Genomic DNA, 22,565 nt, shown 5'->3' on the forward strand with positions numbered 1-22,565 from the left:
TGGCCAATGAAGCAGCGTTCCTTATTCGAAGATGAGTCGAGTTCGTTCGACGGAAATCTGCCGTCGCAGTCGCGGATGCCCTTGAACGAAGCAGGTAAAGACGTTCATTCGGTCCTTTTCAGCGACATCTGCAACAGGTGGGATTCGCTGGTGGTAACCGGCTACAGTGGGCTGGAGCAGTTGGTCCAATTGGTGACTGCCCGGGGAGAGCAGCCGACCGCGCTGCGTATTATCTTGGGGTCCGAGCCCTTTGTTGTCCGCAACCCTCGGTTCACCCTCAAAAACAATGATTTTTCCGCAGAGGTGAGAAGTTATTGGCTTGAACATGGAATTTCGCTGATTCTTTGCGGGCAAGTTTTGCGGTGTATCGAGTTGATCCGAGCAGGCTGTGTTCGAGTGCGTTATTCGACGGGGATTCGAAGACTTCATGCGAAAGTGTATTCGGCGGCTGGAGCAGTAACCCTGGGGTCAAGCAACTTCACCGCCCCGGGGTTGCATAACCAGCATGAAGCGAATGTCCGATTCACTTCCGGTGACAAGGCGCGGTTCGAGGAAGCGAGGAGCGTGGCTGAATGCTTTTGGAGCCAAGGCAAAGATGCAGAGGATGAATTCATTGCGCTTTTGCAGCAGCTTCTGAAATTCGTAACCTGGCAGGAGGCGCTTAGTCGTGCCTGTGCAGAGCTGCTGGAAAGCGAATGGGCCAGTCACTACCTCCAATCGTTGATGGAGCTGGACCCTCATGAGCTTTGGCCCTCGCAGCGGCAGGGAATAGGCCAAGCGCTGTACTTGTTGGATACGGTCGGCGCCGTCCTGGTTGCTGATGCTACTGGCTCAGGCAAGACCAGATTGGGGGCGCATCTGCTCCGAGCAATCAATGACCGGAACTGGTCTTCCGCGAGGGCTCGGAAGGGCGGAATGTTGTTAATTTGCCCACCCTTAGTTAAGGCGAATTGGGATCGGGAAACAACCAAGTGCAGCTTCAACATTGCTATTGCCTCTCATGGCCTTCTGAGCAGGCTGAGTGAGCGTGATAACTCAATCCTAGGTATGCGTTTGTCGTCGGCGCAGACACTGGCTGTTGATGAGGCTCATAATTTCCTCAACCAAATGTCGAAGCGCACACGGTTTCTCAAGCATCACCTTGCGGACCAAGTGGCGTTGTTCACCGCGACTCCGATTAATCGTACGCGCGCAGATCTGCTGCGGCTGATCGATATCCTGGGTGCGGATAACTTCGATGACGAAGTGCTGGCGGTCTTCGAACGCTTGAACAAGCGTGGCGCTGGGGTCGGCGACTTTCATGTACATGATCTGGAAGCGCTGCGGATAGGGATCGGCAGCTTCACAATGCGCCGTACAAAAAGTCAGCTGAACGCAATGGTTGACCTAGACCCCGAAGCCTATCGCTTGCCTGGTGGGCGCGTATGCCGATACCCAAAGCAGCTTTCCACGAGTTACCCGCTGGACGAATCTCGATCAGACAGAAAGCTGGCGAAGGAAATTCGGCAGCTAGCGCTTCAGCTCAAGGGGGTTACCCATTTTCAGAAGCCGCTGATACTTTCTGAAAATCTGAGGGAGAGCGGGATCACGCCCGAGTCATACCTGGATTTTCGGCTGGACGCGGCGTCCTCATCTGCGCTGTTCCAAGTAATGTCGAGTTTGAGGTCGTCACGGCTAGCCCTCTTCAGGCATATCGAAGGAACGCGTAACGCTTGCAGAAGAATGGGCTTGAACACTGAAGGTATCAAGGGCAGGGATGATGAAACTGGAAACATGTTGGAGCGGATCACTAGGCTTGGTGGCAAGGTTCCAGAAAACCATTTAGGAATTTCGCTTCCTTCCTGGCTGACAGACAACGAGGAGCATCGGCGCGCCTGTGAGGCGGAATGCGCGGTCTACCAGGAAATTCTAATCCGTCTTGAAAAAATGAGCGGGAAGCGAGAGGAGCGCAAAGTTGACCTGCTGCTGGGACTACTTGATCGTCATCAGCAAATCCTGGCTTTCGACCACTACCCTCTGACCCTACGGTACCTTGAGCATCTCATAGCTATTCGACCTGCTCCTAAAAAAGCGTTTCAGGTCGTTCTGGGCGTTGGGGGAAGCCGGCGGAGCCACGAACACATCCAGGCACTTCTGAGTCCGGAGGGGGTGTCGGTAGGTCGATTGATTGTTTTGTGCAGCGATGCTCTATCAGAAGGAGTAAACCTTCAACGGGCATCGACCCTTGTCCATCTGGACATGCCCAGCGTAGTCCGGATTGCTGAACAGCGTGTAGGTCGCATCGATAGAATGGACACGCGTCACACAGAAATAGAATCTTGGTGGCCGAAAGACAGCGTGGAATTCGCTCTCCGGTCTGACGAGACGTTTCTTCGCAGAGTCGATGAGGTGGACAGTTTAATTGGAGGTAATCTTCTACTCCCGGAGGATCTTCGCACTCCGCTGAAGGTACGAATTGTCACCCGGGAGGAACTGGAAGCGGAAATGAAGGCTCGTGAGTCCATGTACTGGGACGGCATCGAGGATGCGTTTGCCCCGATCAGGGCGCTGGTATCCGGCGAAAATGCACTCGTCGAAGCTGCGACCTACGAGCAGTACCGAGCTGAGACAAGCAAGGTGTTGTCACGGGTCACTGTTGTTCGGGCACTTAAGCCATGGGTATTCATTTGTCTTCGAGGGGAGAGGGCCCGTGCCCCACGCTGGGTTCTGATACCAGGACTAAACGAGCAGCCAATTATCGAGCTGCGGGCAATCGCCAATCAGCTACGTACCAGACTTACGGAGGAAGTGCAGAACCTCGATCCAAGTCGGTCAGCGATGGGCGAGTTGCAGAAGTTTCTAACCGGTCTCGGAGACGTCGAAAAGCTACTTTTACCAAAGCGTAAGCAGCGTGCACTGGTTCAGTTCCATTGGGCTGTGCAGCTATGGGTGCGCGACAAGGAGTGGGTCAGTTCTGCGGATCAAGCCGACCAGGTCAACCAGTTACTTGAGCTGTTTGAGGCAAACTCAAGCGAGCTTAGCCCTGACTGGGGCCAACTAGCTGATTTATGGCTTGAACTGCTTCGTCCAAGGAGCGCCGAGCTTCCACCTAAGAAAGGGCGTCGGGCTGCAATGGTGCGCTTACGCGACCTTGAGCCCGGTCTGAAGAGTCAACCGATTCCACTAGAGGTGTTACTCAAAAAGCTGAGTGGCGTTGATCTACGCAGGCGTTGGGAGGAGCGTATTGTTGCGTGCATTCTGGGCCACGGAGCGACGGGTTCTGACTAGCGGGGCGCAGGTGCGCCAATCTTCAATTTGCTGCTCATTGGACTGCCAGTCCGCATAATGGCAAATTTTGTGAAAGTGAGGCTGGATCGCAAATTTCTGAGCAAATGAAAGCAGGGATACATGCGAATGGTCTAGCCCACCACTACCCAGTGGTGAGATTCCGGCGCAATGCCGGGTCCTGGGGAAACCGCCTACCAATACTGACGACCCTGCTGACGAATTCTGGCAGGCACCTATGAAGAGGAATGTTACCCAGCAGATCCACGACCTTCGGTGATGCTCCCTGCTGGCCTCAGGAACTGGAGAGCAGCTTGTCGGACGGTGAAGATTTCCATGCACTCAAGCGCAGACGGCGGAGGTCACCATCGGTGACCTGCTTAGGGTTATAGGCCGGCATCCTGCAACAGGTCTGAAGGCTTGCATCCGATGGCTCCGGCAATTCTGATGATGTTCAAAAACGTCACATTCCTCTCCCCACGCTCGATTTTTCCCATATGCGCACGGTCCACCTCTGCTGCATCAGCTAATGCTTCTTGAGACAGCCCCAAGGCTTTCCTGCGCGCACGGATGGACATCCCGAGCTTGACGAGGTCGCCGTGCTTATCCGATTCCGCTGAAATTCTTGCCATCCGCGAAATCTGCAACGTATGATGCATCTACGACCACGGCATTTACGACCCATTTTGCGTGCCATGCTCTTGCTTGGATGCTGTCGGCGGGCCTTAGTCCCCCTCTCCAATGGTCATGAATCACGCTTAGGTCTATGAAGAAACGTTCAGCTCCCCTCACACCTGTGGTGCACTCTCATCTATGTGCTCGCTTATTTAAAGGGATGTTTTATGTCTAGTAATATGGCAAAGCTATTAAACGTTGTTGCAGCGGCAGCGACTATTGCTGGTTTGGGAGTGATGCTTGGATGCAAAGATGAAAATAATACTGAGCCTGCATCGGTAAGTAAGGTCGTAGAGAAAAGTGCTAAAAATGATGAGCCAACCTTCGATGACTTAAATGCCACATTATCCGCAAAGTATGAGAATCCGGGTGAAGGTGCCCCGGGATCGTATTTGGACATTCTTAACCCAGCTATAGCATTTGCGCTATACAACAATCTACGTAAGTGGGATGAAAGCGGGCAGGATATTGCGGAGCTATTGAAGTTGTCTGTTTTTGGTGAGGCAGAAGCGTCCGAAGTCTTTGCGCTTGGCCGCCAATATGGAGATGCTTCAGACGATTTTAAAAAAAGAGACCTTAGTGAGAAGATTTTAGCGGTGACAAAAGTGGAGGCAGATAAGGTCGAAGGTAACAGGTTTGTTAAGTTTCTGAGTGTGCCTGGTGATCAAGCTGCGTTAGAGCTGAGTAGATATAATTTTGAGGAAAAAGAATTCAAGGTAGATCACTGTCTGTTCTCCGATAAGTTGGAGTACAGCAAAGAAGAGCAGCGCGTGGCTCAGAATTTGAAAGGAACTGACCAGCAGCGGTGTTATTTCAGAACCTCAAACACAGAGCTGAAAATCGGTTTTATCGGAGGGTCTAATGTCCGTCTGAAGGTCGCAGATCCTGAACTGGCAAGAAAAATCGAAGCCGAGAAAAGCCGACTGGTTATCGAAGTGTATGGCTACGTCGATAGCGTAGAGCGTGACAAGGTTGGTGGGCGTCTTGTGAAAGAAAGGCGGGTTTTGATAGCGCCGCAGAAGTTGGTGCTAATAGATTCCAGCAAAAAAGTAATATTTGAAACTGCTATTTGATTTCATCTTTGGTTTTTGGGGAAATTATATAGATGGAAAAGCTCAAGAAAGGGCTGGTCCGAATCGTCGGTAAGGCTTCGGGCATCCATAGTAGCGTGCATACCTCCGGTAGCGTGAGGACGGGCGCTTTTACTGGCAATGTCTCGGGCCGAATTAGTAGTAATGACCAATTTATTTTCCGCATTGAAAATGTTTCGGTAGCTTTCAAGCATGAAGGTGGTGTGAGCATCCAGGATGGGGATGAGATCATTGTGGTTGGTCGGGTGAGAAAGGGGCAACTGGAAGGATATGCTCTGAAAAATTTATCAACTAACGCATCGTACGATCACACAAATCAATTTGCCTATTATGGCCTTTGGTGTCTTTTGCCAGTATCTGTAGGCCTCATCATAATGATATTTGGTCTGGTTCTGACCCCTGTGAATATTTTTCTTCTAAATATTTTCCATACGATGAAATATGCGGCCAGTATGCTTGACTCCTCCAGGTCTTGATAAGGGATTGTATTGTGCATGAAAAGGGCTAATGTTTTTAACATAGGACTGCTCGCACTTATATCGGTACCCGCAATTGCAAAAGCGGATTTCTGCGACATTCTTGCCGGGAAGGGGGCAGAAACATGTCGAGTGAATGTGGCGAAAAGTGGTGGACTTATAGTCCGTAGCTGGCTTCGATTGAAGCCAGAGGTTGCGATGCAGCCTAGTACCAATGTGAAAGGAAAATTTGTCTCTGGAACTACGCCCGCGATCCACACTTTGGGCGTCCCGCACCAGGGGCGATTGAAGCTCACCATCGACTGTTTTGCAGGTGAGCGTGCAATGAGGATCGACGCGCTTCCCTATATGCTGGGGCTAACGAACGGGGCCAACAAGGCGTTCGACCTGACGTTCAAAATCGACAGCAAAGCGGCCTTTACTGAGACATGGGGGCTGGATTGGCAGCACGCTGAGTTAAAGGCCCCAAAGGGCAGTCAGCTAGCCACTCAGCTCCAGCAGGCAGTGAAACTCACCGTCACGACACAGGGAATCGTTGGCCGCCGATCGCCGGTGGGCTATGTGTATGACGTTGATGGATTTGATCAATTGGATGCTTTGCTCTGTATATAATGTACCTCTTGGCTACAGCAAACTCAGGTCTAAGTCATTGCCGTAGTGCATATGAGTTGCTCAAGCCGTCGGCGCGCCTCAAAGCGCATCTGGCCAGTTAGAGCATCCTCCGGATGCACTGAGTTCGCTTATCGAGTGTTTCGAACGACTTTATTATTGACTAGGGCGGTGGCAGCTGAACCTGTCGTTTTGGCTAATGGTATGAAGAGCTTCGACCATTTTCGCAAGTTCTCTGGTAATCCTAAGCTCGAAGAGTTCTTTGTTGATGCTGTCGAGCTGGAGAAGTTTCTACCTGATTTGCCGCTTGCAGGTGATTCGACGCTCGATAAGCTAATGATGCTCGCTGACTACGACCACAGCGCATATGTCGTTTCCCTGATCCGCTGGAACGTTACCGGCGGTCTAGTGAGAAAAAGGGAGGCGTCGGCTGAAGGAGGGCGATCAAAAGGCAAGGCTTTGATCGAGGTATGGGTTGAAGAACCAGCCCTGTCAATGGACATCTATGGCAATTCTGTTGTTGAGCCGCTTCACCTAGTTCTCACGCACACTGATGAGAAGCTAGAATTTGATGAGCGTCTTGCAACAGAGCTTGGACGGCTGTTGGAAGGTTTTGGCTACGAGTTTGAGAATTGGTGGAGCTTATGGCGATCAAGGCGCTAGAGGATGGGACTCTAGGTTTTGTTTTTGGTTCGAGGCTTGGCCGTCAAGTGTGTAGAGTACTCCTTCAGATTCTGTTAGTGAATAGACTATCTCCATTTTGCAACGAAAAATTGAAAGTATGGATTCGATGAGTCTTAGAGCAGACTCGGCCATTCGGATGGCGTTTTCAGTCATTATCTTCATCTGCACTTCGTTTTTCTTCAGTTTTTCGTTGTTGTTGAAGACGTAGAACAGCTTGTTGCCATTTGAGTAGCTCGGTTTCAGAAGTCGGCTGATGGCTGTTCTGCGGAGTCGGTCGGTGTGAACGACTATCGAAAATGCGCTTCTTTGTTTTGCTTTTTGCTTTGAGAGGGGGGTAACAGAGAGTCCTGGGTGACCTGTTGATCTTGGTCCAGGTGTTTCTTTTGGCTCTGCATCTCTTGTTCTAACAATTTTCTGTAGTTCTTGAAGCATTGATTCTTCATAACGTATACACTCTCTATTTATTATGTTTTGCCAAGTGAAGCGTGATCTTTTGAGATGTCGGCCAGAAATAGACTTCGCTTCGAATTGAAAGGTGATGCCTGTAGGTTGACCTGATTTATTGGTTGTCAGCTCAACGCCGATCTCTGCTTTGTTCAGTAGCTTGATGAAATCGAGCATGGTGCCACCCTGTTCTTGAGTGCGCTCAAGAGCTGATGCAACGCGAGCTATGAGCTTGTGCTTCCAGGCCACTTGCCCAGTCTTTTGGGAAGCTTCGACTTCTTCTCGTGTAAGGTTTACACCAAACGTTTCGTGTGGCCTCGGCACAACGTGTAGGCCGTATTCTTGCTCGATTTCTCGACAGACTTTCATCAGTATCTCGTAGTCTTTGCTTTCTGATAGCAGCATGTAGTCGCGCATACTGATCCGATTTCCGCAGATGTGCATGTGCTGGTGATCAGTGTTTTTATGCAGCTCACCAAAAAATTTATGGTCTTCGGTGTAACCGAGAGCGGTCATCGTTTTTAAGAGGATTTTTCGCCATTGGTGGACATTTAAGGTCTCGCCGGGCGCAAGACTGAGCATGTAGTGCATGTGGCACTTGCCGCTTTCCTTGCCTGTTGTAGCTTTGCGTAGGTGGCAAGGGGTGTCTAGCTCTTCGATCAGATCCTCGGGCGTTGAGCCGAAGACGTTGCCGCCCACAAACTCGACTTGATCGCACTTGTGTTCATGGCCTTTGCCAAATACGTATTCAACGCGGACCTTTGAAGATCCGCTCGCATTCGCAAATTTACGAGAGATCATTGCTTCTCTCCCTTGGCATTCTCAACATCAATAAGTGCTTTTGCTATCTCCACTAAGTGCTCACGAACAAGCTTTATTGACTGTTGATGGAAGTCTTTATCCATTGCAATGTCGAGTCCCTTTATGGATGAAGACAGAAGTTTGTATACTTCTACCCTATCGGCGTGCAGAACGACCTTAGGAGGCAGCTGGGAACGCAAGCCGGAGCTGCGGAGGAAAATAGCTGGGCTGTCGAAACCTTTCTCGCCCATGAGCGACAACAGGTGCGCATATTCTTCGGCATTAAGAGCTACCAGGATCTTGTTCGTTCTTTTCTCTGAATCTTGTAAGGCGGGTTTGCCTCTTTTTTTGTTTTTCATGGTAAATCTTCTTTTTATTGTTATGGGTTAAATTGCTTTAGCATTTAATCGCGCAACACCCGCAAGGGGTGTGAGCAGCCAGCGTTTTAAATGATTGAACGAAGCCAATGAATATTGGCATAGTGATAATTATTTAAAACATTGCTGGCTTGGATTTTGTCTTTACAAATTAATTATAACATTAAATATCAACATATTTTAATTACAAGGCCAATATTAAAATATTTTTTCTGTCAGATTCTCATTTGTGATATATCACGTGCTTATGATGTCGTTTGTGTGATATGTCACGAGAATTTGTTGAGGGTGCGTGATATGTCACGGGTGCGAATGGAAGAAGTGTGATATATCACATGAATTCTTATTTCTCACGTGATGTATCACGTGGAAGAAATTGTTTGATGTGATATATCACGTGTGGGTGCTTTATTTTGTGTGATATATCACGTGGGTCTCAGGTTTTTAGTGTGGTATATCACGAAGTCGCTATGTGATAGATTCTCTACCAGCTTCGCTGAAAGCGACCAGCGGGGCGTTGTGGGGGGAGGGAGAGGGGGACCTGAAGGCTATAGATCGACAACAAGATCGGGATTAAAAGTGTTTCACCAAGTGAGTGGCCACGGCTGTCCAACACTTCTGCTCAGTTACGCCCTGAGGGCGTAGTCACCAGGCCAAAGAACGTCTGACGAAAACGCCATTTAGCCCAGCAATCATCAGCAAATGCGGAACAAAGTCATTACACATATTGGCAAGTGTGTTGAATTTGTTCTCGACACCACTTACTCATCACCGCTGGTCTCCTTAGCCGCAGGCTGTAAAAAATATTCGTTCGTATGCTTGACTTTTGAATAAATGCGCTTAATTGGTATTATAATAAAATCATGCAGCAAATGAATGTTGCCAATAATAAAAAGAAGAAGGCGAAAACATGGAAAGTAAGAGAAGAGGGAAGGGGAGCATATGGATACGAGAATCAGCAAAAAGCGTTAGCTTTTATCAAGTCGAGTACGGACAAAAAAAGAAACGCTTGATCACTGTTACGTATGAAGAACTAGCAGATAAAAGGAAGCAGTACGAGGTTCATATGCTCTTTCCGTACCGCGAAGCCGCTAACAAACTCGGGCAGTATTTAATAACATTCGAGTCTCGTCACAAAGAGAAATTAGCGCCAAAGAAAGAATTTCTTAACCAAAATGCAATCCTTGCGGCATTGCAAGCAGTCGAAGAATCTTTAGCTGAGCTAGTGAAGTCAGACCCAAAATGCCAGAAGCCAGAAAACCTCCAACTGGGTTATGAAGTCTGGAGGAAATGGTCGAAGATCAGGCCTAACATCAACACGATTAGCGGCTGGAACATCAAAGAATCTGATTCCCAGAAAGCCCTCGGATGGGGAAGCGCTGGAAAAAGAGAGGATGAAAAAGATGGATAAGCCTTTGGCAACAGAAGCAGGGCAGCCTGAGCGCTGCAATATCTGCGAGTTTCCGGTAGTCGCCGGCCAGGTTCAGGGTGAAGTCGATGGCGAGCAGTGCAGCCTTAAGCTTTGCCCAAGCTGCTTCAAGTACGTCTTTCTGTGTCTGCGCGATAGCTACCGTCAAGATCGGCTTTTCGATGACGACTTCGAGATTGATGAGCTGTGCAGGTTCGGCAAAAAACGCGATTGACTTCAGGTTCTGTTTGCATGAGCATGGCATTTGGCCATTAAAAGTGGCATGAACACGTTCGATAGCCAGGTGAGTATATTTATGCAAATGTCTCAGGAAGAGTATGAGAACCTCATTAATAGCATTAGCAACGATGAGGTTGCTGAGGTTATGTATGGGGCTCTTTTTAAGATTCATATGAAACTGGAGGAAATGGTTCCTCAGATGTCATTGGCTGATCAGTGGCGATACGGTTTATTTAAGTCTTTTTTCAAGCTGTATAACACGACCCTTCGGCTATCAGAGGGGACTAGCTATGTTTTTAGGGATAAAATATCTTATATTGACATAAAGGCTATCAATACACAGATTCGTGCATGCCATGAATTGTATTTGCTCTTTCAATACCTGATTGTGACTTCAATTAGCGAGAATGACCCAGGGGAAAAAGAATTTAAGTATCAGTGCTACCGGCTTTCTGGTGCCTTAGATAATAAAAGAACATACGAAAGAATAAAAAATATTCCAAATTACAAGCAGCTTTACGATGAGCAAATAGGGCATGTGCGAGCCGAGATTTCTGAGTGTCGCAAATATATAACTTCTAGTCCTATCTATCAGTTGCTGAGTCCTCAAGTCAAAGACGAGGTAAGGAATGGCACTTGGCGCATTGATCGAGAAAAAAAACTAAGCTGGAATGACCTGCTGCAATATACTCCTATGCCTCGGGAGTATGGTGTGTTTGAGTATCATCTGTTAAGCATGTATGCACATACGAGTCATACCGCACTCATTCTTGAGGCTCAACATGACTACAATATGATCGGTGCATTATCCCATTTGTATAAGCTTTCTGCCTTGGTTAGTCTTACCACTCTAAACGCCTTTGGATTAGATTTTGACATCCTCGAAAAGAGAGAAGTGGCATTGATCATTGACCTCAGGAACATGGGAAATAATCTCATGTCTGGTCAAGGTAAAAACTGAGCAAAAGAGTAAAGGCACCAATAAGGTGCCTTTCATAATCTAGTGGCCATACGACCTCCTCGATTCTCTACCGCGCAGCCATCCATGAATTCAGATCGCTGAGCCGCCAGGCGACGCTTTTGGCGCCAAGCTGGACGCGCTTAGGGAACCGACCCTCTTGCTCCATTCGCCAAATCGTACTGCGGCTCAGGCCGATCATGTCTGCTACTGCACCAAATCTCAAAAAACGCTCTTGTGCTGCTGTACCCATAGCTGTCCTCCCCGTGACATATAATATACCGGAAATTATATGAATCTCTCCGTTCACGGTCAAGAGGTTGCTTGATTGTCAACCCCTGTTTTTTGCGTTTCACCATGCAAAAACAGGGGTGTCAATGTGATTGTCGGGCTGGAGGCCAATGATTACGATGGTTTCGACCGTTCGTCGGTTTTTTTATAGTGCTTTTTCACAAGCTCTAGCATGCCCACCTGATCGTCGGGGTCAGCTGCTTCGTCTTCCGCAAAGTCTTTGAGGAAGGCCTGACCATTGGTGCCAGTAATCACATCCAGGGCCTCCCCAAGGGCGTACCAGGCCCGCTTCATTTCTTTCTGGTACGAATGTCGGTGATACGCAGCTTTTACCTTGTCGTCTTCGGTGTGATTGAGGCATCTCTCTGAGACCTCTGGAATGAACTCAAGCTGCTGCATGAGCGTTGCACCAGAGCGGCGCAGATCGTGCGGTGTCCACGACTCAGAGCCCGATGCTAAAGAACGAGTTTCAACGGTACGACCCTTAAGTGGTTCGGCCCCCTCTGGGCGCTGGCGGTCGTGAGCGTGCTTCGTGAGTGCTTTAAGGTCGAGATGACCGGTCTCCCTCAGATTTGGCATCACCCAGGGCGTATGACCAGTGAAGGTATGAAGCTCTTCGAACAGCCTAAGGGCAAAAAGAGAAAGATTGATCTTGATCGGCTTGCCATTTTTGGTGTGGCTACCAGGTACGTTCCACTCCCGCTTTTCAAAATTGACTTCAGCCCAATCGGCCATCGTGAATTCTCCAACTCGGCACAGAGTAGAGAGCATAATCAAGTATGACAGCTGAGCAGGCCTGTTCAGACTGCATGCATGAAGCATCTTATAAAGCCTTCGGATCTCGTACGCATCCAGTGTGCGTTTTCTAGACTCAGTAGTCCCGCCAGCTTCTGACTTTTCCACATGTGCAGTGGGGTTAAACTCGATGACTTCTCGCGCTTCTGCGAACTTGAAAAACTGCTTGAGTTCAGCGAGTACGACATTTGCTGTGCGCTTCATGTCATGCAGCTCAGTTTTCCTGGCCAGCACAGCATCGGTTACAGCCAGAATGTGCTGGCGTCGAACAGCTTTCATTTCTAGATGACCAATGAGAGGAAGCACGTCATCTCCGAAGCGGCGGCGGAGATCAGCTCCCTCGTCCTTTCGGTTGCTTGGCTTTTCAGATGACATCCAAGTCTCAAAATACTTAGCCACAGTGATCTTGGAAGCTTCCTCTCGCACCCTGGTCTTTTCTTCTTCGATTTTTCGCTCCGCTTCGGCCTTGCGTTCGCCCACCGGATCGCCTCCACGGGCGATGTCGGATTTTGCCTGCTGAGCAGCTTTCCTCGCTTCGGTCACTGTCACTTCCGGGAAGAGCCCGAGGGGGAGGCGGTTTTTCACAAGGTTCTCACCGGAGCCTACGCTGTACCTCAACGCCCAGGCCTTCTTGCCACTGGGGTTGACTCGAAGCTGCAAACCAGGAATTTTCGAATCGATCAGCTCATACTGCTTTTCTTCTGGCTTAGCGTTTCTGCAAAATGTTGCAGCACGTTCGGTGTGCTCTGGAATTTTCTCTCTAGCCATTACTGTCTCCGTGGTTCAGGCAGCAAGTCTAGTCTGCTCAGACCCTATCTCCAAGCCATAGGGTCCGTATAGGGTCCGGTAGATGTCATGAAACAGTATGATTATAGTGAAACAAGAAAATCCTGTAACCCCTGCCAAATATGGCTTTAAGCCGCTTGGCGTCTGGGCTTGATGGGCAATAATGAGCAGTGCTGAATGACTCTACCACCTGCATGGGGTGCAAGGGGTCGAGTGTTCGAATCACTCCGTCCCGACCATTATTTGAAACGACTAAGCCACCTTCGGGTGGCTTTTTTGTTTCTGGGGTTTCTAAATTCAAGTCGTCGATGTCTGACCATCGGTGTTGTTTGGTCTGTGAGCAATGGGCAAATTTGATACTGCTTCGTAAGGTTCGACGCTGACCCGAGGCGTTATTGCAAGTAAATTGAGCACTCAACGATTATCACTTAACTGTAGGAAATTTCTTCTTCTTTGATAGGCTGTTGCCATCAATAGGAGGAAATGGAAATGCCTGTCGTCATTGTCGAAAATGACACATCGCAGTGGGAAGATCAGACAGGTGCTGTCTATCACTTCCCGAAGCGCTACAGCACTTGGCTCGTTGAAGGAACGGAAGTCATTTATTACAAGGGGCGTATCAAAGACAAAGGTTTTGTATCCCTTCGCCTCAGCGCCGATCCTCATTACTTTGGCAAAGCGCGCATCGGCGAGATACATGCAGACCGGAATAGCACGAAGGGCGATCTATTTGCTTTGATCGAAAACTTCACTCCGTTTGAAGAAGCAGTGCCTTCGAAAATCGACGGGTTGTACCTAGAAACGGTCCCCGCAACCCGAGTGAAAAACTATTGGCGTAACGGCGTTAGGCCCATCTCCCAAGCTGATTATGATGCAATCTTAAGCCACGCGAAGCTAATGCCCCCGCAGACTGGGCAGCAAAAACCGAAGTCGGAAGACGATCCGTTGACCTTTGAATCGGCGAACGAAGGCAGCAAGTCGAGCTACTTTGGAACCCGCTACGAGCGCCGTAAAGATCTGAGGATGCAGGCTATCGCCATCCATGGGCTTGACTGCAAAGCTTGTGGGTTTGATTTCGAGCAGGCTTACGGCGAGCACGCGAAGGGCTTCATCCATGTCCACCATGTGGTGCCGATTTCAAACTTTGGGGGCGAAAAGGCTGTGAACCCCGCGACTGATCTCGTGACCTTGTGCGCAAACTGCCACGCGATGGTGCATCGCAAGAAGGATATGACGTTAAGTGTCGAGGAACTGAAAGGTATGTTGCGCGTGCGGTGGGTGTTCGAAAGCTAGTTGGCTGCTGAGTGCGTGCCTTTGTGGCTGGTATTTCAGAGCAATGTTCTCACAGACTTAGGTGAGTCTCCTGAAGTGTTTGATGCTGAAAATGTCGGGGCCGCTTGGCGGCCCTTTCGCGATACAAGGCCGCTTAAAAACGCGCGGCGGTCTTGTGTGACCAGCTCATCTCAAGTTTTCTTCATCATGCCCAGTTCAGCATCATCCAGCAGTGCTTTGGCCAGAGCACAGAGATAGTGTGACGCCCAAAGCAACTGCGGTTTATCTTCCATCAGGCCGTCGATGCTGAGGTCGCGAGCATAGCCCATCAGCTCTGATGCCTGTTCCCGGGCGCTCTGGCACGGGATGCCCGCTTCGATGCGGAATAAGGGATGGGTCTGGTTTTCGCCTTGGTAAAACGTGGTTGTACCTGGTGTGGATGGTTCGACTTCGCTGTCTGTTGGCATCGGTAATCTCCCTGAAAGTTCAGATGCCCGCACTTGCGGCTAGTGCTCCTTGGTAGAGCGCTATCACGGAGGGTGTCAGTGCGGGGCTTGCTTGAGGTGGCTTAGTGCGCCGTTTTCGGATCCGGCGGTGTTTGCACCTGGGTCAATGCTGATTCAAGCAGTTGCCGCAGACTTTCAAGCTCGTGCATTGAGGCCATCATCAACAACGATATCGGTGACCTGGGTTGCAGCAGTACGGCTTGCTGGGCGACGGCTTCGGCACAGAGTGCGTAGTCGGCCGCCATCATGAGTGTCTCTTCAAGGGAGTGATGGTTGTGCGGGGGATCGGGAACTATCTTCAGCATGCTCACGCTCCAACAATGGTTGAGCTGCACACCGATTAGCCGTCAAGCAAGAAGGGTGGCAGCTGTACGTAGGTTGACGGACCGAGATTGTTGGCACTCGGCGCACACAATGTGCCCGCACGTACAGCCGCCATAAGCGTATGCACACGAACAACAATCGACGGCCCGTCAAGGTCGGTCGCTGAATTGGCAGCGACTGGCCGAGACTAGGACTCACGTTTCGCGTGTGCAACGAAAAACAGGCGAGGCGAGTATCTTTGGGAAGTGTCCTACAGGGAAGGGGTTAAATCCGGTATTTTTCGGCGTTGAGCGTAACAACATGTAACGTCTGAGCGCTGATAAGGGACTTGAACATAATCACCCATCAGTGGAGTCATTATGTGGGTGATTAGCATCGCATGGCACCGGCTTCGCCGGTGATCGCGGCTAAAGCCGCTCCCACAGGAGGTTTAGGTCCGGCCCTAGATTTGGGGCAAGGCAGTTGCAGCGACTCGTCTGTGCGTGCTTGGGAACCGATGCGTGCCCGTAGGGCCATTCTCTGTTCTGGGCAACCGCATCTGTACTTTTGGCAGAAGGGGCCGATGAAGCGCTCGAGCCTTCTGCCGTAATCCAGCATCAGACCCGAGCAATCTGGCGGTGGCTTGTGCAAGCCCACCACCGCACCTCAGAACCGAACCGTAATCCCCGCATTCACCGAGTGGAACCGCGCATCGGACCCAAACTGCCCCTGATACGAAACCCCCACATCAGTCTGGCGATTCAGCTGCACATTCGCCCCCACTTCAGTAATCGCCACATTCCGCGTCTGGGCAATCCCCTGCACCGCAAAGTCCGGGCCGCCGGCAAAGGCCTGAGTACTGCGCGGGTCCAGATCACCATACGCACGGCGCCACCCCAGCGAGCCGTATACCTGGGTGTCGTGATTGGCCACGCGGGTGTGAGTTGACGCGCGCATGCCCACCGTTGAGAACCAGGTGTTCTGCTTCTCACTGGACACATCCAGCGCCGCCGCACCGCCTTTTTCATGGAAGCTGTCGGCGTCGTACTTCACATACGACACCCCCACGAACGGCTCCAGCGCCACGGTGCCCAGGCCGATACGATAAGCCGCTTCACCACTGGCCTGCAGCGTGTTGGCGTCGCGCTTGCCCTTCAGGTGGTCGTTGAACCCCGCAAAAGCCACGTTGCGTTCGCTGTCCAGCTTGTGCCAGGTGTAGCCGACGTCAGCGCTCAAGCGCAGGGCGTCGAGTTGGGCAGCGGTGTACAGGCCCAGGTGGTAGTTGTCGCTGTGGCCTTCGGCATCACGATCATCGGCATCGAACTTGCTGCGGCTGTAGCCGCCGTACACGCCGGCGCGCCAGTCCTGGGTGATGCTGCCGTCCGCGCCAATCAGCACGCCGCCGGTCCTCTGGTGCAGGCCGCCGGCTCCATTATTGCCGTCCAGCCGTGACCAGTTGCCGAAGGTTTGCGCCCAGGCGCCACCCTGCGCTTCAGGAGTGGTTGGCATGAAGCTCGACGCACCGAGCGGCATGCGCACGGTGTTGCTGTCGAGCAGGCTGCGCAGGCGGGTGCCCAGCACGCCGGAAACCACCTGGCTGTTGGCGATCAGCGCAGTGCCGGTGCTGCCGTGGTAGTCGCCGGAGAGCTGGTCGATGGCATTGCGCGCGCTGTCGGCATCGAGCACCAGCAGGTTGTTGTACAGACGCAGTGGGTCGCCGCTCTGCTGCAGTTCGCTCAGTGCGCCGGCGGTGTTCCACTGGTTTTCGGTGAGCGCCACGGTCTGGAAGATGCCGGGTGTAGCTGGCCCGCCTGTTTCTGGCGGCTGGACCGGAGGCTGAACCGGGGGCTGTACGGGTGGTTCGACAGGCGGCTCGACCGGTGGCTGCACTGGCGGCTCTACAGGTGGCTGAACCGGTGGCTGAACCGGTGGCTGTACCGGGGGTTCTACAGGCGGCGTTACCGGCGGTTCTACCGGTGGCTCGACGGGCGGCTCTGGCGTGGTGGGCTTCTGCGCGACGGTCAGGTTCAGTTCATTGGCGGTGCGCTGCAGACTGACGTCGAGGAACGCCGAATTGGTGAACGCCTGGGCGTAGGCGGTGCCGGCGGTAGCGCCGTCCACTACGCCGCCCTGAGCGGCCAGCAGGGTGTAGGTTTGCCCGGTCTGGTAGCTCTGCGCGTCGTTCAGGGCAGTGACATCGACCCGTGTGCCGCGCAAGGTCGCGGTGCCGCTGACGTTGACGCGGTCGGCGCCGCCATTGCCAGCGATGTCGGCGGCGTAACGCGAGCCAGCGGCCATGTCCAGGTCGCCTCTGATCGACAAGGCCCCCAGCGCGCCCTCACCTGGGGAGAGGGTGCCGCCCGAGGCGACCTGGGTGGTGCCGACTTGGCCGCTGCCGGCCAGCACACCGCCGTCCAGGACCTGGGCGCGGTTGCTGTAGTTGCCCAAAGTATCGATGTGGCCGACGGTGCCGTTGACCACCAGCGTGCCATTGCCGACGCTCAGCAGCGAAATGCCGCGTGGATTGCTCTGGTCGACATCGCCGGCCAGCACCAGGCGCCCGCCACGCACCACGGTGCTGCCGGACATGCCGCTGAGGTCGCCACTGAGGGTGGTGTTGCCGCTGAAAGCGTACACACGGCCCGCACCGCTGATGCTGTTGCTCACTTGCAGGTCGCTGTCGGTATGGTTGAACGCCAACGCGCCGCTGCCGGCACCGAAGCGGATTGCCGTTTGCGGATCGAGTCGGCCGGCGGCCTGTGCGGCGGTGGCGGTGAGGGCGTCGATGTCGGTGCGGCTGTCGTCCCGCACCACGCCGCCACCGATGCTGAGAGTGCCGCGTGCGGCGGAGTTGATGCTGGTCAGCTCGCTGATGTCGATGCCGTCGGTGCTGCTCAGCTCGGCGCCGTTGGAGAGCACGAGGTTGGTGCTGTTGGTGGTGGTGCCCAGGGTCATTGTGCGCGTAGCCAGACGCGTGCCTTCGCCGGACACGCTGACCACAGTGTTGCGACCGAGGTTGACTGAGCCCAGTGTCATCGAGTCGCTGCTCAGCACCGCGCCATCGCTCAGGCTCAGGTCGTTGCGGTTTCTGAAGGTGCCAGTGTTGTCCCAGCGCGTGTTCGCGCCGGACAGCTCGCTGATCGAGTTGATGGCCACTCGTTCGCTGGCCAGCTGCCCGCCTTCGCGCAAGATGATGCGCGAGTCGTAGAGGAACACACCGCCCGAGGTCACTTCGACAGCATCCACCTTCGAGCCTTGGCCGCTGACCAGCAGGTTCGCCCGGGAGAAGCCATTGCCAGCGTTGCCGTTGTCGCTGAGCTGCAGGTCGCGCACCGACACTTGCCCGCCGTCCAGGACGTTGAGCGTACCCTGGCCGGAGCCGCCGATGACGATGGTATTACCCAGTACGGCATTGGTGCGTGGCACGACCCAACGGGTGCCTGCGCCTTGGACCACGACAGTCGCCATGGCCGTGCTGGCTTCGTTGTTGCTGAGTGCACCACCGATGCGCCCGCCATTGCTGATGACCTCGGCGCCGTTGTTGAGGGTCAGGCTGGCGGGGACGCCGTTGCCGGGGCGCAGCACCACTGCGCCATCGATCACGCGGTCACTGCTGAAGGTATCTTGGCCGCTGTTGAGGATGTAGTCCGCTGCGTGTGAGTTCGGCAGCATGGCGAGCGTAATCGCGAATGTGAGCGGGGACAGTCTGAAAAAGGGCTTCATGGCGACTCCAGATATTCCATTAGATGCCACGCGAAAGTGGCGGCCAGCCCGCACGGGCTTGGCGTTCCATAGGTGCGACGGGTAAAGGCTGGAAGTATCGGGAGGGCGCAGCACGGCGAAAATAGTACGCATGTGCTAGCGGGGTGCGGTACGTGACGCAGTGCACAGATTGGACTGGGACGCGAACTGCGGCGCCTGGGAAGCCTCACTTTATCAGGGGCAGATAGCTGGCCACATCAGCCAGATGAGAGCGTATATTGCCAGCGCCGAAACTTGCGGCTACAGCTCACCATTAGTACAGCTGAACCCTCATCAGAAAACTTGGAATTCACTAGCAAGGAACATGCAATGAAAGGGACTTTGTTTTCACAGCTACTACTGTCAGGCATGCTGGCATCAGCAAGCGCTGCGCCGGTATTGGCTGGCAATGCCGCGCCGAAAGCCGGCCAATATGAGGCGTTGATGCTCGCCGTCACGCCGGACCGCAAGGTCGAAGGTTTCTATTCGGAAGAACTGGGCGAGGGCGTGAGCCGGCGCTGCGCATTCTATTTGCAGGGCCAACTCAATGACGCGGAGCGAACGCAGGTCACTACCTGGCGCCGCGAGGCTTATCCGGGCAGCATTGCCATAACTTCAGACAGTATTTCGCTGACGGTTCCCCGTGGGCAGGAGCACCCGGGTTGCATGAGCGTGCTGGGCCCAATGATCAGCACTGGCCTTACGCTGAGTCGCATTGCCAGCAAACCCTGGATCGGCCTTGTCACAGTCAGCGCCGACAAGGCATACCTGCAGAAAACTCGCAGCGGGCAGGCGGGCAATGGCCCTTACATCATCAAGGGTGATGTCGTGGGCGTGCTCGCGTATGAAGCGGGGTGGGCCAAGGTCGAATTCCCCGGCACGGATGATCGTTCCCATATCGGCTGGATTCGCCAGGATCAGTACAGTCGGCTGCAGCCAGCTGGCTCGCAAGAGTAGGGCGGTCCAGGCAAAGCATTCGCAATGCGGAGCTCAAATCGTCCGTCCCCCCGGCAACGGGCTCTGGTCATGAAAGCCCGCCGCGAGGGCCGCATCGACCAGGGTAAAGCTATCCAGCAGCAACCGGCGAACGGCTGCGGGGTTTGATTTTCGGTCCATGAATAGTCGTTCCGACTAAATTCGACGAAGTACTCTCACATAAATTGAGTCGCTAATCTCGGACGAATCCTACATAAAGAATATCGCCCGAATTCCGTCATTGCTGTAGGTGAGCTCTGCCCGGTCCTGCTAAACATTAGTCAGATGGCAGTCAACGCTTCAGACGTAGCTGACATACAGCTAAGTTTTCGCTGCGTAGCCTGCAGCTCACACCTGCAGGAGTTTAATTCATGGCACGACAATTTTTAATTTCGGCTGGCTGCGCTTCACAGCCTCCACGTAATAGCCGATGCCAAGCCTCTCACGGAGGGGACGTGAACGCAGCCGCTTCGGGGTTGATCAGTTATGGCTGTAGCGTCAGTGCCCGTTATCTGCAGGATCGGAGTTTGCGTATGCAGTTCGACCGCGAGCTTGCCTACTACGCGAGGCGAGTTCTGAACGATGTGGCCCAGCGCCGTATCAGTCCTGAGGAGGGGGTGGAGCGTATCCACGCGCAAAGTAATAGTCTGTTTGTCGATGCGCCTCGTATTTTCTCGCAGGTGATTGGCATGGCTGGCGGAGTTTCCCAGTTTCTTACCGGCGTGGGGAGCTGTATCGGCGGGCTCGGCACGACATGTTTGGTTCACGGTGCACCATTGATAGCGCATGGCGGCAACAACGTCTATGAGAATGGCAGAGGGCTGTACGAGGGCCGTAGCGATGTGGTCGGGCCTGTGCGCAAACTGTATCAGGACGGCGCCAAGGCCATGGGCTACGAAGAGCGTGAGGGGAATATTGCTTACTACGGCGCGGACCTATTTTTCTCGGGCCGAAGTTTGCTTCGAAAGGTCCCCAGGAAGGGGGCTTGGCGTCTCTATCGGTTTTTGAATGTGGATAAAGAACGGAAAATCGAGCAGCTAGGCAAAACAGGACTTTTATTCGAGTTCGGCACGTCAGCGTCAACGTTGAAGCAGCTTACTGACGAGTACAACCCATGAAGCTGCTCGTCTTTGTGCTGTTTGTCGCATGCGATGTGATCTTCAGAATGTTTTTGAAGCGGTCCCTGTTTGAAAATTTGTCCAGCAAATGGCGGGCCTCGTTCGCACTTATTTATTTCGCAGCCATGATGATTTTCTATATGGAAGTGATGAGGGGGAAAGGGGGGTTTGACTTTTCACGTGACCCCCTTCAACCCGTTGGCGTTTGGCTTGTGATTATCCTGTGCGGCGCGATGGTGTGCTTTCACGTCTGGGCATTTGCTTCGCGAATGAACGACACGTCGGGTAAGTGAACCTTCCGATGATCGGCATGCGGCTAGTGGTCGACATAAACGACGCACCGTAACCAGATCATTCGTGCGGGCTCAAAACGCCAGCTCTCAGTGTTTTAACGGGCCGACTCGATGCAGTCAATTGTTCCTGCGCCGAGTCCGGCGCTGGCGCTGGCTGCCCATCAAGGGCCAGGTCCATCTGCTCTTTATCAAGCGCACCAACCCATTTGGCAATCGCCATGGTACCCACCGCATTGCCGATCGTATTGGTGATGGCGCGGGCTTCGGACATGAAGCGATCCACCCCGAGCAGCAGCACCATGCCGGCTACCGGAATCTTGTCCATCGTCGCCAGGGTAGCCGCCAGGGTGATGAATCCAGAGCCGGTAACACCCGCAGAGCCCTTGGAGGTCAGCAACAACACGCCCAGTACGATCAGCTGGTCCATCAGCGTCAGCGGCGTGTTGGTGGCCTGGGCGATGAAGATGGCTGCCATGGTGTAGTAGATGCATTGGCCATCGGGGTTGAACGTCAGCCCGGACGGAATCACCAGGCCCACCACCGGCTTGGACACTCCTGCTTTTTCCAGTTTGTTCATCAGTTGCGGCACGACCGACTCTGATGAGCTGGTACCCAGGACAGTGAACAGTTCTTCCTTAAGGTACTTGAGAAACTTCCACAGGCTGAAGCCGGACAGGCGTGCGATGAGGCCGAGCACGACCGCAACAAAAAGGAAGCATGTGACGTACATGGTCGCCACCAACTTGCCAAGCGATACGATCGAACCCAACCCGTACTTGCCAATGGTGAAAGCCATCGCGCCAAAGGCGGCTAGCGGTGCAAGGCGCATGATCATGCCGACGATGTGGAACATGCCGTGGGAGAAAGACTCGAGCACATCGACCATGGGTTTACCCCGCGGCCCCAGATGCGCCAAAGCGATACCGAACAAGGTAGAGAACAGCAGAATCGGCAAAATCTGATTCTGTGCAAACGCATCGGCGACACTGACCGGGATGATCTTCATCAAGAAATCAGTGATACCGTCGCCACTTTGCGCAGCCGAGGTGTATGTAGCGATGCTGGAGGCGTCGAGGTGAGCCGCATCGACGTTCATGCCGGCACCTGGTTTGACGAAGTTGACGACCAGCAGCCCCAGGACCAGGGCAAAGGTAGACAGCACCTCAAAGTAGATGAGCGCCCGGGCGCCAACGCGGCCCAGTTCCTTCATGTTCTCCATCCTGGCGATGCCCAGGACCACCGTGGCGAAGATGATCGGAGCGAACACCATTTTGATCAGCCTGATGAACGCATCGCCTAGCGGTTTGAGGTCAGTGCCGATGTCCGGCCAGAACACACCCAGCAGTACACCGGCGGCGACCCCAATCAATACTTGAACGTACAACTTACCCAGAATGCTTTTCATGACAGGACCCTGATTTTTATTTTTGTCAGGTAATGCCGACGAGACGGGTCAAC

The 22,565-nt window shown here is 53.1% G+C and carries 22 protein-coding genes; 12 read left to right on the forward strand and 10 right to left on the reverse strand.

Annotation, left to right across the window (positions count from 1 at the left end; translation table 11 throughout):
• The first annotated feature begins 6 nt into the window (after positions 1-6).
• Positions 7-3,267, forward strand: coding sequence for an SNF2-related protein (locus ACIPZF_RS01560; protein WP_400794566.1), 3,261 nt, complete (start codon positions 7-9; stop codon positions 3,265-3,267).
• A 383-nt stretch (positions 3,268-3,650) separates the two neighbouring features.
• Here ACIPZF_RS01560 and ACIPZF_RS01565 read toward each other — a convergent pair whose 3' ends face one another.
• A complete protein-coding gene (locus tag ACIPZF_RS01565; RefSeq protein ID WP_400795007.1) occupies positions 3,651-3,896 on the reverse strand; it encodes a helix-turn-helix domain-containing protein in 246 nt (81 codons plus the stop codon).
• Between the two features lie 210 nt (positions 3,897-4,106).
• Here ACIPZF_RS01565 and ACIPZF_RS01570 point away from each other — a divergent pair, with 210 nt between their 5' ends.
• The 4 genes from ACIPZF_RS01570 to ACIPZF_RS01585 all read left to right on the forward strand — a co-directional run bounded on the left by ACIPZF_RS01570 (position 4,107) and on the right by ACIPZF_RS01585 (position 6,778).
• Complete coding sequence (locus ACIPZF_RS01570; protein ID WP_400794568.1) at positions 4,107-5,012, forward strand: hypothetical protein; 906 nt, start codon at positions 4,107-4,109, stop codon at positions 5,010-5,012.
• A 32-nt stretch (positions 5,013-5,044) separates the two neighbouring features.
• Positions 5,045-5,506, forward strand: a complete 462-nt coding sequence (locus tag ACIPZF_RS01575; RefSeq protein ID WP_400794570.1) for a hypothetical protein — start codon at positions 5,045-5,047, stop codon at positions 5,504-5,506.
• Positions 5,507-5,524: 18 nt separating this feature from the next.
• Positions 5,525-6,118 (forward strand): hypothetical protein, encoded by a 594-nt coding sequence (locus ACIPZF_RS01580; RefSeq protein ID WP_400794572.1) that lies wholly within the window; start codon positions 5,525-5,527, stop codon positions 6,116-6,118.
• A 201-nt stretch (positions 6,119-6,319) separates the two neighbouring features.
• Positions 6,320-6,778 carry a hypothetical protein gene (locus tag ACIPZF_RS01585; RefSeq protein ID WP_400794574.1) on the forward strand — a complete coding sequence of 153 codons (459 nt, stop codon included), beginning with the start codon at positions 6,320-6,322 and terminating at the stop codon, positions 6,776-6,778.
• On the opposite strand, the gene ACIPZF_RS01590 is transcribed toward ACIPZF_RS01585, so the two are convergent.
• Positions 6,767-8,044 carry a relaxase/mobilization nuclease domain-containing protein gene (locus ACIPZF_RS01590; RefSeq protein WP_400794576.1) on the reverse strand — a complete coding sequence of 426 codons (1,278 nt, stop codon included), beginning with the start codon at positions 8,042-8,044 and terminating at the stop codon, positions 6,767-6,769. The genes ACIPZF_RS01585 and ACIPZF_RS01590 overlap by 12 nt on opposite strands.
• On the reverse strand, positions 8,041-8,403 hold the full coding sequence (locus ACIPZF_RS01595; protein WP_400794577.1) for a hypothetical protein: 363 nt from the start codon (positions 8,401-8,403) through the stop codon (positions 8,041-8,043). Before ACIPZF_RS01595 ends, ACIPZF_RS01590 begins: the two co-directional genes overlap by 4 nt.
• A 928-nt stretch (positions 8,404-9,331) precedes the next feature.
• Here ACIPZF_RS01595 and ACIPZF_RS01600 point away from each other — a divergent pair.
• The 3 genes from ACIPZF_RS01600 (at position 9,332) to ACIPZF_RS01610 (ending at position 11,030) form a co-directional block, all read left to right on the forward strand.
• Positions 9,332-9,832 carry a hypothetical protein gene (locus ACIPZF_RS01600; protein WP_400794579.1) on the forward strand — a complete coding sequence of 167 codons (501 nt, stop codon included), beginning with the start codon at positions 9,332-9,334 and terminating at the stop codon, positions 9,830-9,832.
• Positions 9,825-10,064 carry a hypothetical protein gene (locus ACIPZF_RS01605; RefSeq protein ID WP_400794581.1) on the forward strand — a complete coding sequence of 80 codons (240 nt, stop codon included), beginning with the start codon at positions 9,825-9,827 and terminating at the stop codon, positions 10,062-10,064. The genes ACIPZF_RS01600 and ACIPZF_RS01605 overlap by 8 nt, the downstream gene beginning before the upstream one ends.
• 81 nt (positions 10,065-10,145) lie before the next feature.
• Positions 10,146-11,030, forward strand: a complete 885-nt coding sequence (locus ACIPZF_RS01610) for a DUF5677 domain-containing protein (RefSeq protein ID WP_400794583.1) — start codon at positions 10,146-10,148, stop codon at positions 11,028-11,030.
• Between the two features lie 67 nt (positions 11,031-11,097).
• Here the strand turns inward: ACIPZF_RS01610 and ACIPZF_RS01615 are convergent, their stop codons facing one another.
• A complete protein-coding gene (locus tag ACIPZF_RS01615; protein ID WP_108079161.1) occupies positions 11,098-11,280 on the reverse strand; it encodes an AlpA family transcriptional regulator in 183 nt (60 codons plus the stop codon).
• Positions 11,281-11,432: 152 nt separating this feature from the next.
• Positions 11,433-12,881: a tyrosine-type recombinase/integrase gene (locus tag ACIPZF_RS01620; RefSeq protein WP_400794585.1), complete on the reverse strand. Its 1,449-nt coding sequence runs from the start codon at positions 12,879-12,881 to the stop codon at positions 11,433-11,435.
• Positions 12,882-13,388: 507 nt separating this feature from the next.
• Here ACIPZF_RS01620 and ACIPZF_RS01625 point away from each other — a divergent pair.
• Positions 13,389-14,192, forward strand: a complete 804-nt coding sequence (locus ACIPZF_RS01625; RefSeq protein ID WP_400794587.1) for an HNH endonuclease — start codon at positions 13,389-13,391, stop codon at positions 14,190-14,192.
• A 170-nt stretch (positions 14,193-14,362) separates the two neighbouring features.
• Here ACIPZF_RS01625 and ACIPZF_RS01630 read toward each other — a convergent pair whose 3' ends face one another.
• The 3 genes from ACIPZF_RS01630 to ACIPZF_RS01640 all read right to left on the reverse strand — a co-directional run bounded on the left by ACIPZF_RS01630 (position 14,363) and on the right by ACIPZF_RS01640 (position 18,622).
• Complete coding sequence (locus ACIPZF_RS01630; protein WP_400794589.1) at positions 14,363-14,638, reverse strand: DUF3077 domain-containing protein; 276 nt, start codon at positions 14,636-14,638, stop codon at positions 14,363-14,365.
• 101 nt (positions 14,639-14,739) lie between these two features.
• Positions 14,740-14,982, reverse strand: coding sequence for a hypothetical protein (locus tag ACIPZF_RS01635; protein ID WP_400794591.1), 243 nt, complete (start codon positions 14,980-14,982; stop codon positions 14,740-14,742).
• A gap of 664 nt (positions 14,983-15,646) precedes the next feature.
• Entirely contained in the window at positions 15,647-18,622 is a 2,976-nt protein-coding gene (locus ACIPZF_RS01640) for an autotransporter domain-containing protein (protein WP_400795009.1), read from the reverse strand.
• A gap of 429 nt (positions 18,623-19,051) precedes the next feature.
• Between ACIPZF_RS01640 and ACIPZF_RS01645 the strand changes: the two genes are divergently transcribed.
• Entirely contained in the window at positions 19,052-19,678 is a 627-nt protein-coding gene (locus ACIPZF_RS01645; protein ID WP_400795011.1) for a hypothetical protein, read from the forward strand.
• A gap of 33 nt (positions 19,679-19,711) precedes the next feature.
• On the opposite strand, the gene ACIPZF_RS01650 is transcribed toward ACIPZF_RS01645, so the two are convergent.
• Positions 19,712-19,837 (reverse strand): hypothetical protein, encoded by a 126-nt coding sequence (locus tag ACIPZF_RS01650; RefSeq protein WP_400794593.1) that lies wholly within the window; start codon positions 19,835-19,837, stop codon positions 19,712-19,714.
• A 392-nt stretch (positions 19,838-20,229) separates the two neighbouring features.
• On the opposite strand from ACIPZF_RS01650, the gene ACIPZF_RS01655 reads away from it, so the two are divergent.
• Both ACIPZF_RS01655 and ACIPZF_RS01660 read left to right on the forward strand, forming a co-directional pair.
• Positions 20,230-20,814: a DUF4225 domain-containing protein gene (locus ACIPZF_RS01655; protein WP_400794595.1), complete on the forward strand. Its 585-nt coding sequence runs from the start codon at positions 20,230-20,232 to the stop codon at positions 20,812-20,814.
• The gene (locus tag ACIPZF_RS01660; protein WP_400794597.1) at positions 20,811-21,107 is read left to right on the forward strand and encodes a hypothetical protein; all 297 of its coding nucleotides are present in this window, start codon (positions 20,811-20,813) and stop codon (positions 21,105-21,107) included. Before ACIPZF_RS01655 ends, ACIPZF_RS01660 begins: the two co-directional genes overlap by 4 nt.
• A 58-nt stretch (positions 21,108-21,165) precedes the next feature.
• Here the strand turns inward: ACIPZF_RS01660 and ACIPZF_RS01665 are convergent, their stop codons facing one another.
• Entirely contained in the window at positions 21,166-22,512 is a 1,347-nt protein-coding gene (locus ACIPZF_RS01665; RefSeq protein ID WP_400794599.1) for a dicarboxylate/amino acid:cation symporter, read from the reverse strand.
• Positions 22,513-22,565: the final 53 nt, after the last annotated feature.

It is taken from the genome of Pseudomonas sp. NPDC089752 (genome assembly GCF_044748725.1).
GTDB lineage: Bacteria > Pseudomonadota > Gammaproteobacteria > Pseudomonadales > Pseudomonadaceae > Aquipseudomonas.

Coding starts and splice junctions, on each gene's coding strand:
- ACIPZF_RS01630 (WP_400794589.1), bottom strand. CDS start 14,638: ATGCCAACAGACAGCGAAGTCGAACCATCCACACCAGGTACAACCACG.
- ACIPZF_RS01560 (WP_400794566.1), top strand. CDS start 7: ATGAAGCAGCGTTCCTTATTCGAAGATGAGTCGAGTTCGTTCGACGGA.
- ACIPZF_RS01650 (WP_400794593.1), bottom strand. CDS start 19,837: ATGGACCGAAAATCAAACCCCGCAGCCGTTCGCCGGTTGCTGCTGGAT.
- ACIPZF_RS01625 (WP_400794587.1), top strand. CDS start 13,389: ATGCCTGTCGTCATTGTCGAAAATGACACATCGCAGTGGGAAGATCAG.
- ACIPZF_RS01585 (WP_400794574.1), top strand. CDS start 6,320: ATGAAGAGCTTCGACCATTTTCGCAAGTTCTCTGGTAATCCTAAGCTC.
- ACIPZF_RS01575 (WP_400794570.1), top strand. CDS start 5,045: ATGGAAAAGCTCAAGAAAGGGCTGGTCCGAATCGTCGGTAAGGCTTCG.
- ACIPZF_RS01595 (WP_400794577.1), bottom strand. CDS start 8,403: ATGAAAAACAAAAAAAGAGGCAAACCCGCCTTACAAGATTCAGAGAAA.
- ACIPZF_RS01660 (WP_400794597.1), top strand. CDS start 20,811: ATGAAGCTGCTCGTCTTTGTGCTGTTTGTCGCATGCGATGTGATCTTC.
- ACIPZF_RS01565 (WP_400795007.1), bottom strand. CDS start 3,896: ATGGCAAGAATTTCAGCGGAATCGGATAAGCACGGCGACCTCGTCAAG.
- ACIPZF_RS01570 (WP_400794568.1), top strand. CDS start 4,107: ATGTCTAGTAATATGGCAAAGCTATTAAACGTTGTTGCAGCGGCAGCG.
- ACIPZF_RS01605 (WP_400794581.1), top strand. CDS start 9,825: ATGGATAAGCCTTTGGCAACAGAAGCAGGGCAGCCTGAGCGCTGCAAT.
- ACIPZF_RS01665 (WP_400794599.1), bottom strand. CDS start 22,512: ATGAAAAGCATTCTGGGTAAGTTGTACGTTCAAGTATTGATTGGGGTC.
- ACIPZF_RS01610 (WP_400794583.1), top strand. CDS start 10,146: ATGCAAATGTCTCAGGAAGAGTATGAGAACCTCATTAATAGCATTAGC.
- ACIPZF_RS01655 (WP_400794595.1), top strand. CDS start 20,230: ATGCAGTTCGACCGCGAGCTTGCCTACTACGCGAGGCGAGTTCTGAAC.
- ACIPZF_RS01600 (WP_400794579.1), top strand. CDS start 9,332: ATGGAAAGTAAGAGAAGAGGGAAGGGGAGCATATGGATACGAGAATCA.
- ACIPZF_RS01580 (WP_400794572.1), top strand. CDS start 5,525: ATGAAAAGGGCTAATGTTTTTAACATAGGACTGCTCGCACTTATATCG.
- ACIPZF_RS01615 (WP_108079161.1), bottom strand. CDS start 11,280: ATGGGTACAGCAGCACAAGAGCGTTTTTTGAGATTTGGTGCAGTAGCA.
- ACIPZF_RS01620 (WP_400794585.1), bottom strand. CDS start 12,881: ATGGCTAGAGAGAAAATTCCAGAGCACACCGAACGTGCTGCAACATTT.
- ACIPZF_RS01590 (WP_400794576.1), bottom strand. CDS start 8,044: ATGATCTCTCGTAAATTTGCGAATGCGAGCGGATCTTCAAAGGTCCGC.
- ACIPZF_RS01635 (WP_400794591.1), bottom strand. CDS start 14,982: ATGCTGAAGATAGTTCCCGATCCCCCGCACAACCATCACTCCCTTGAA.
- ACIPZF_RS01645 (WP_400795011.1), top strand. CDS start 19,052: ATGAAAGGGACTTTGTTTTCACAGCTACTACTGTCAGGCATGCTGGCA.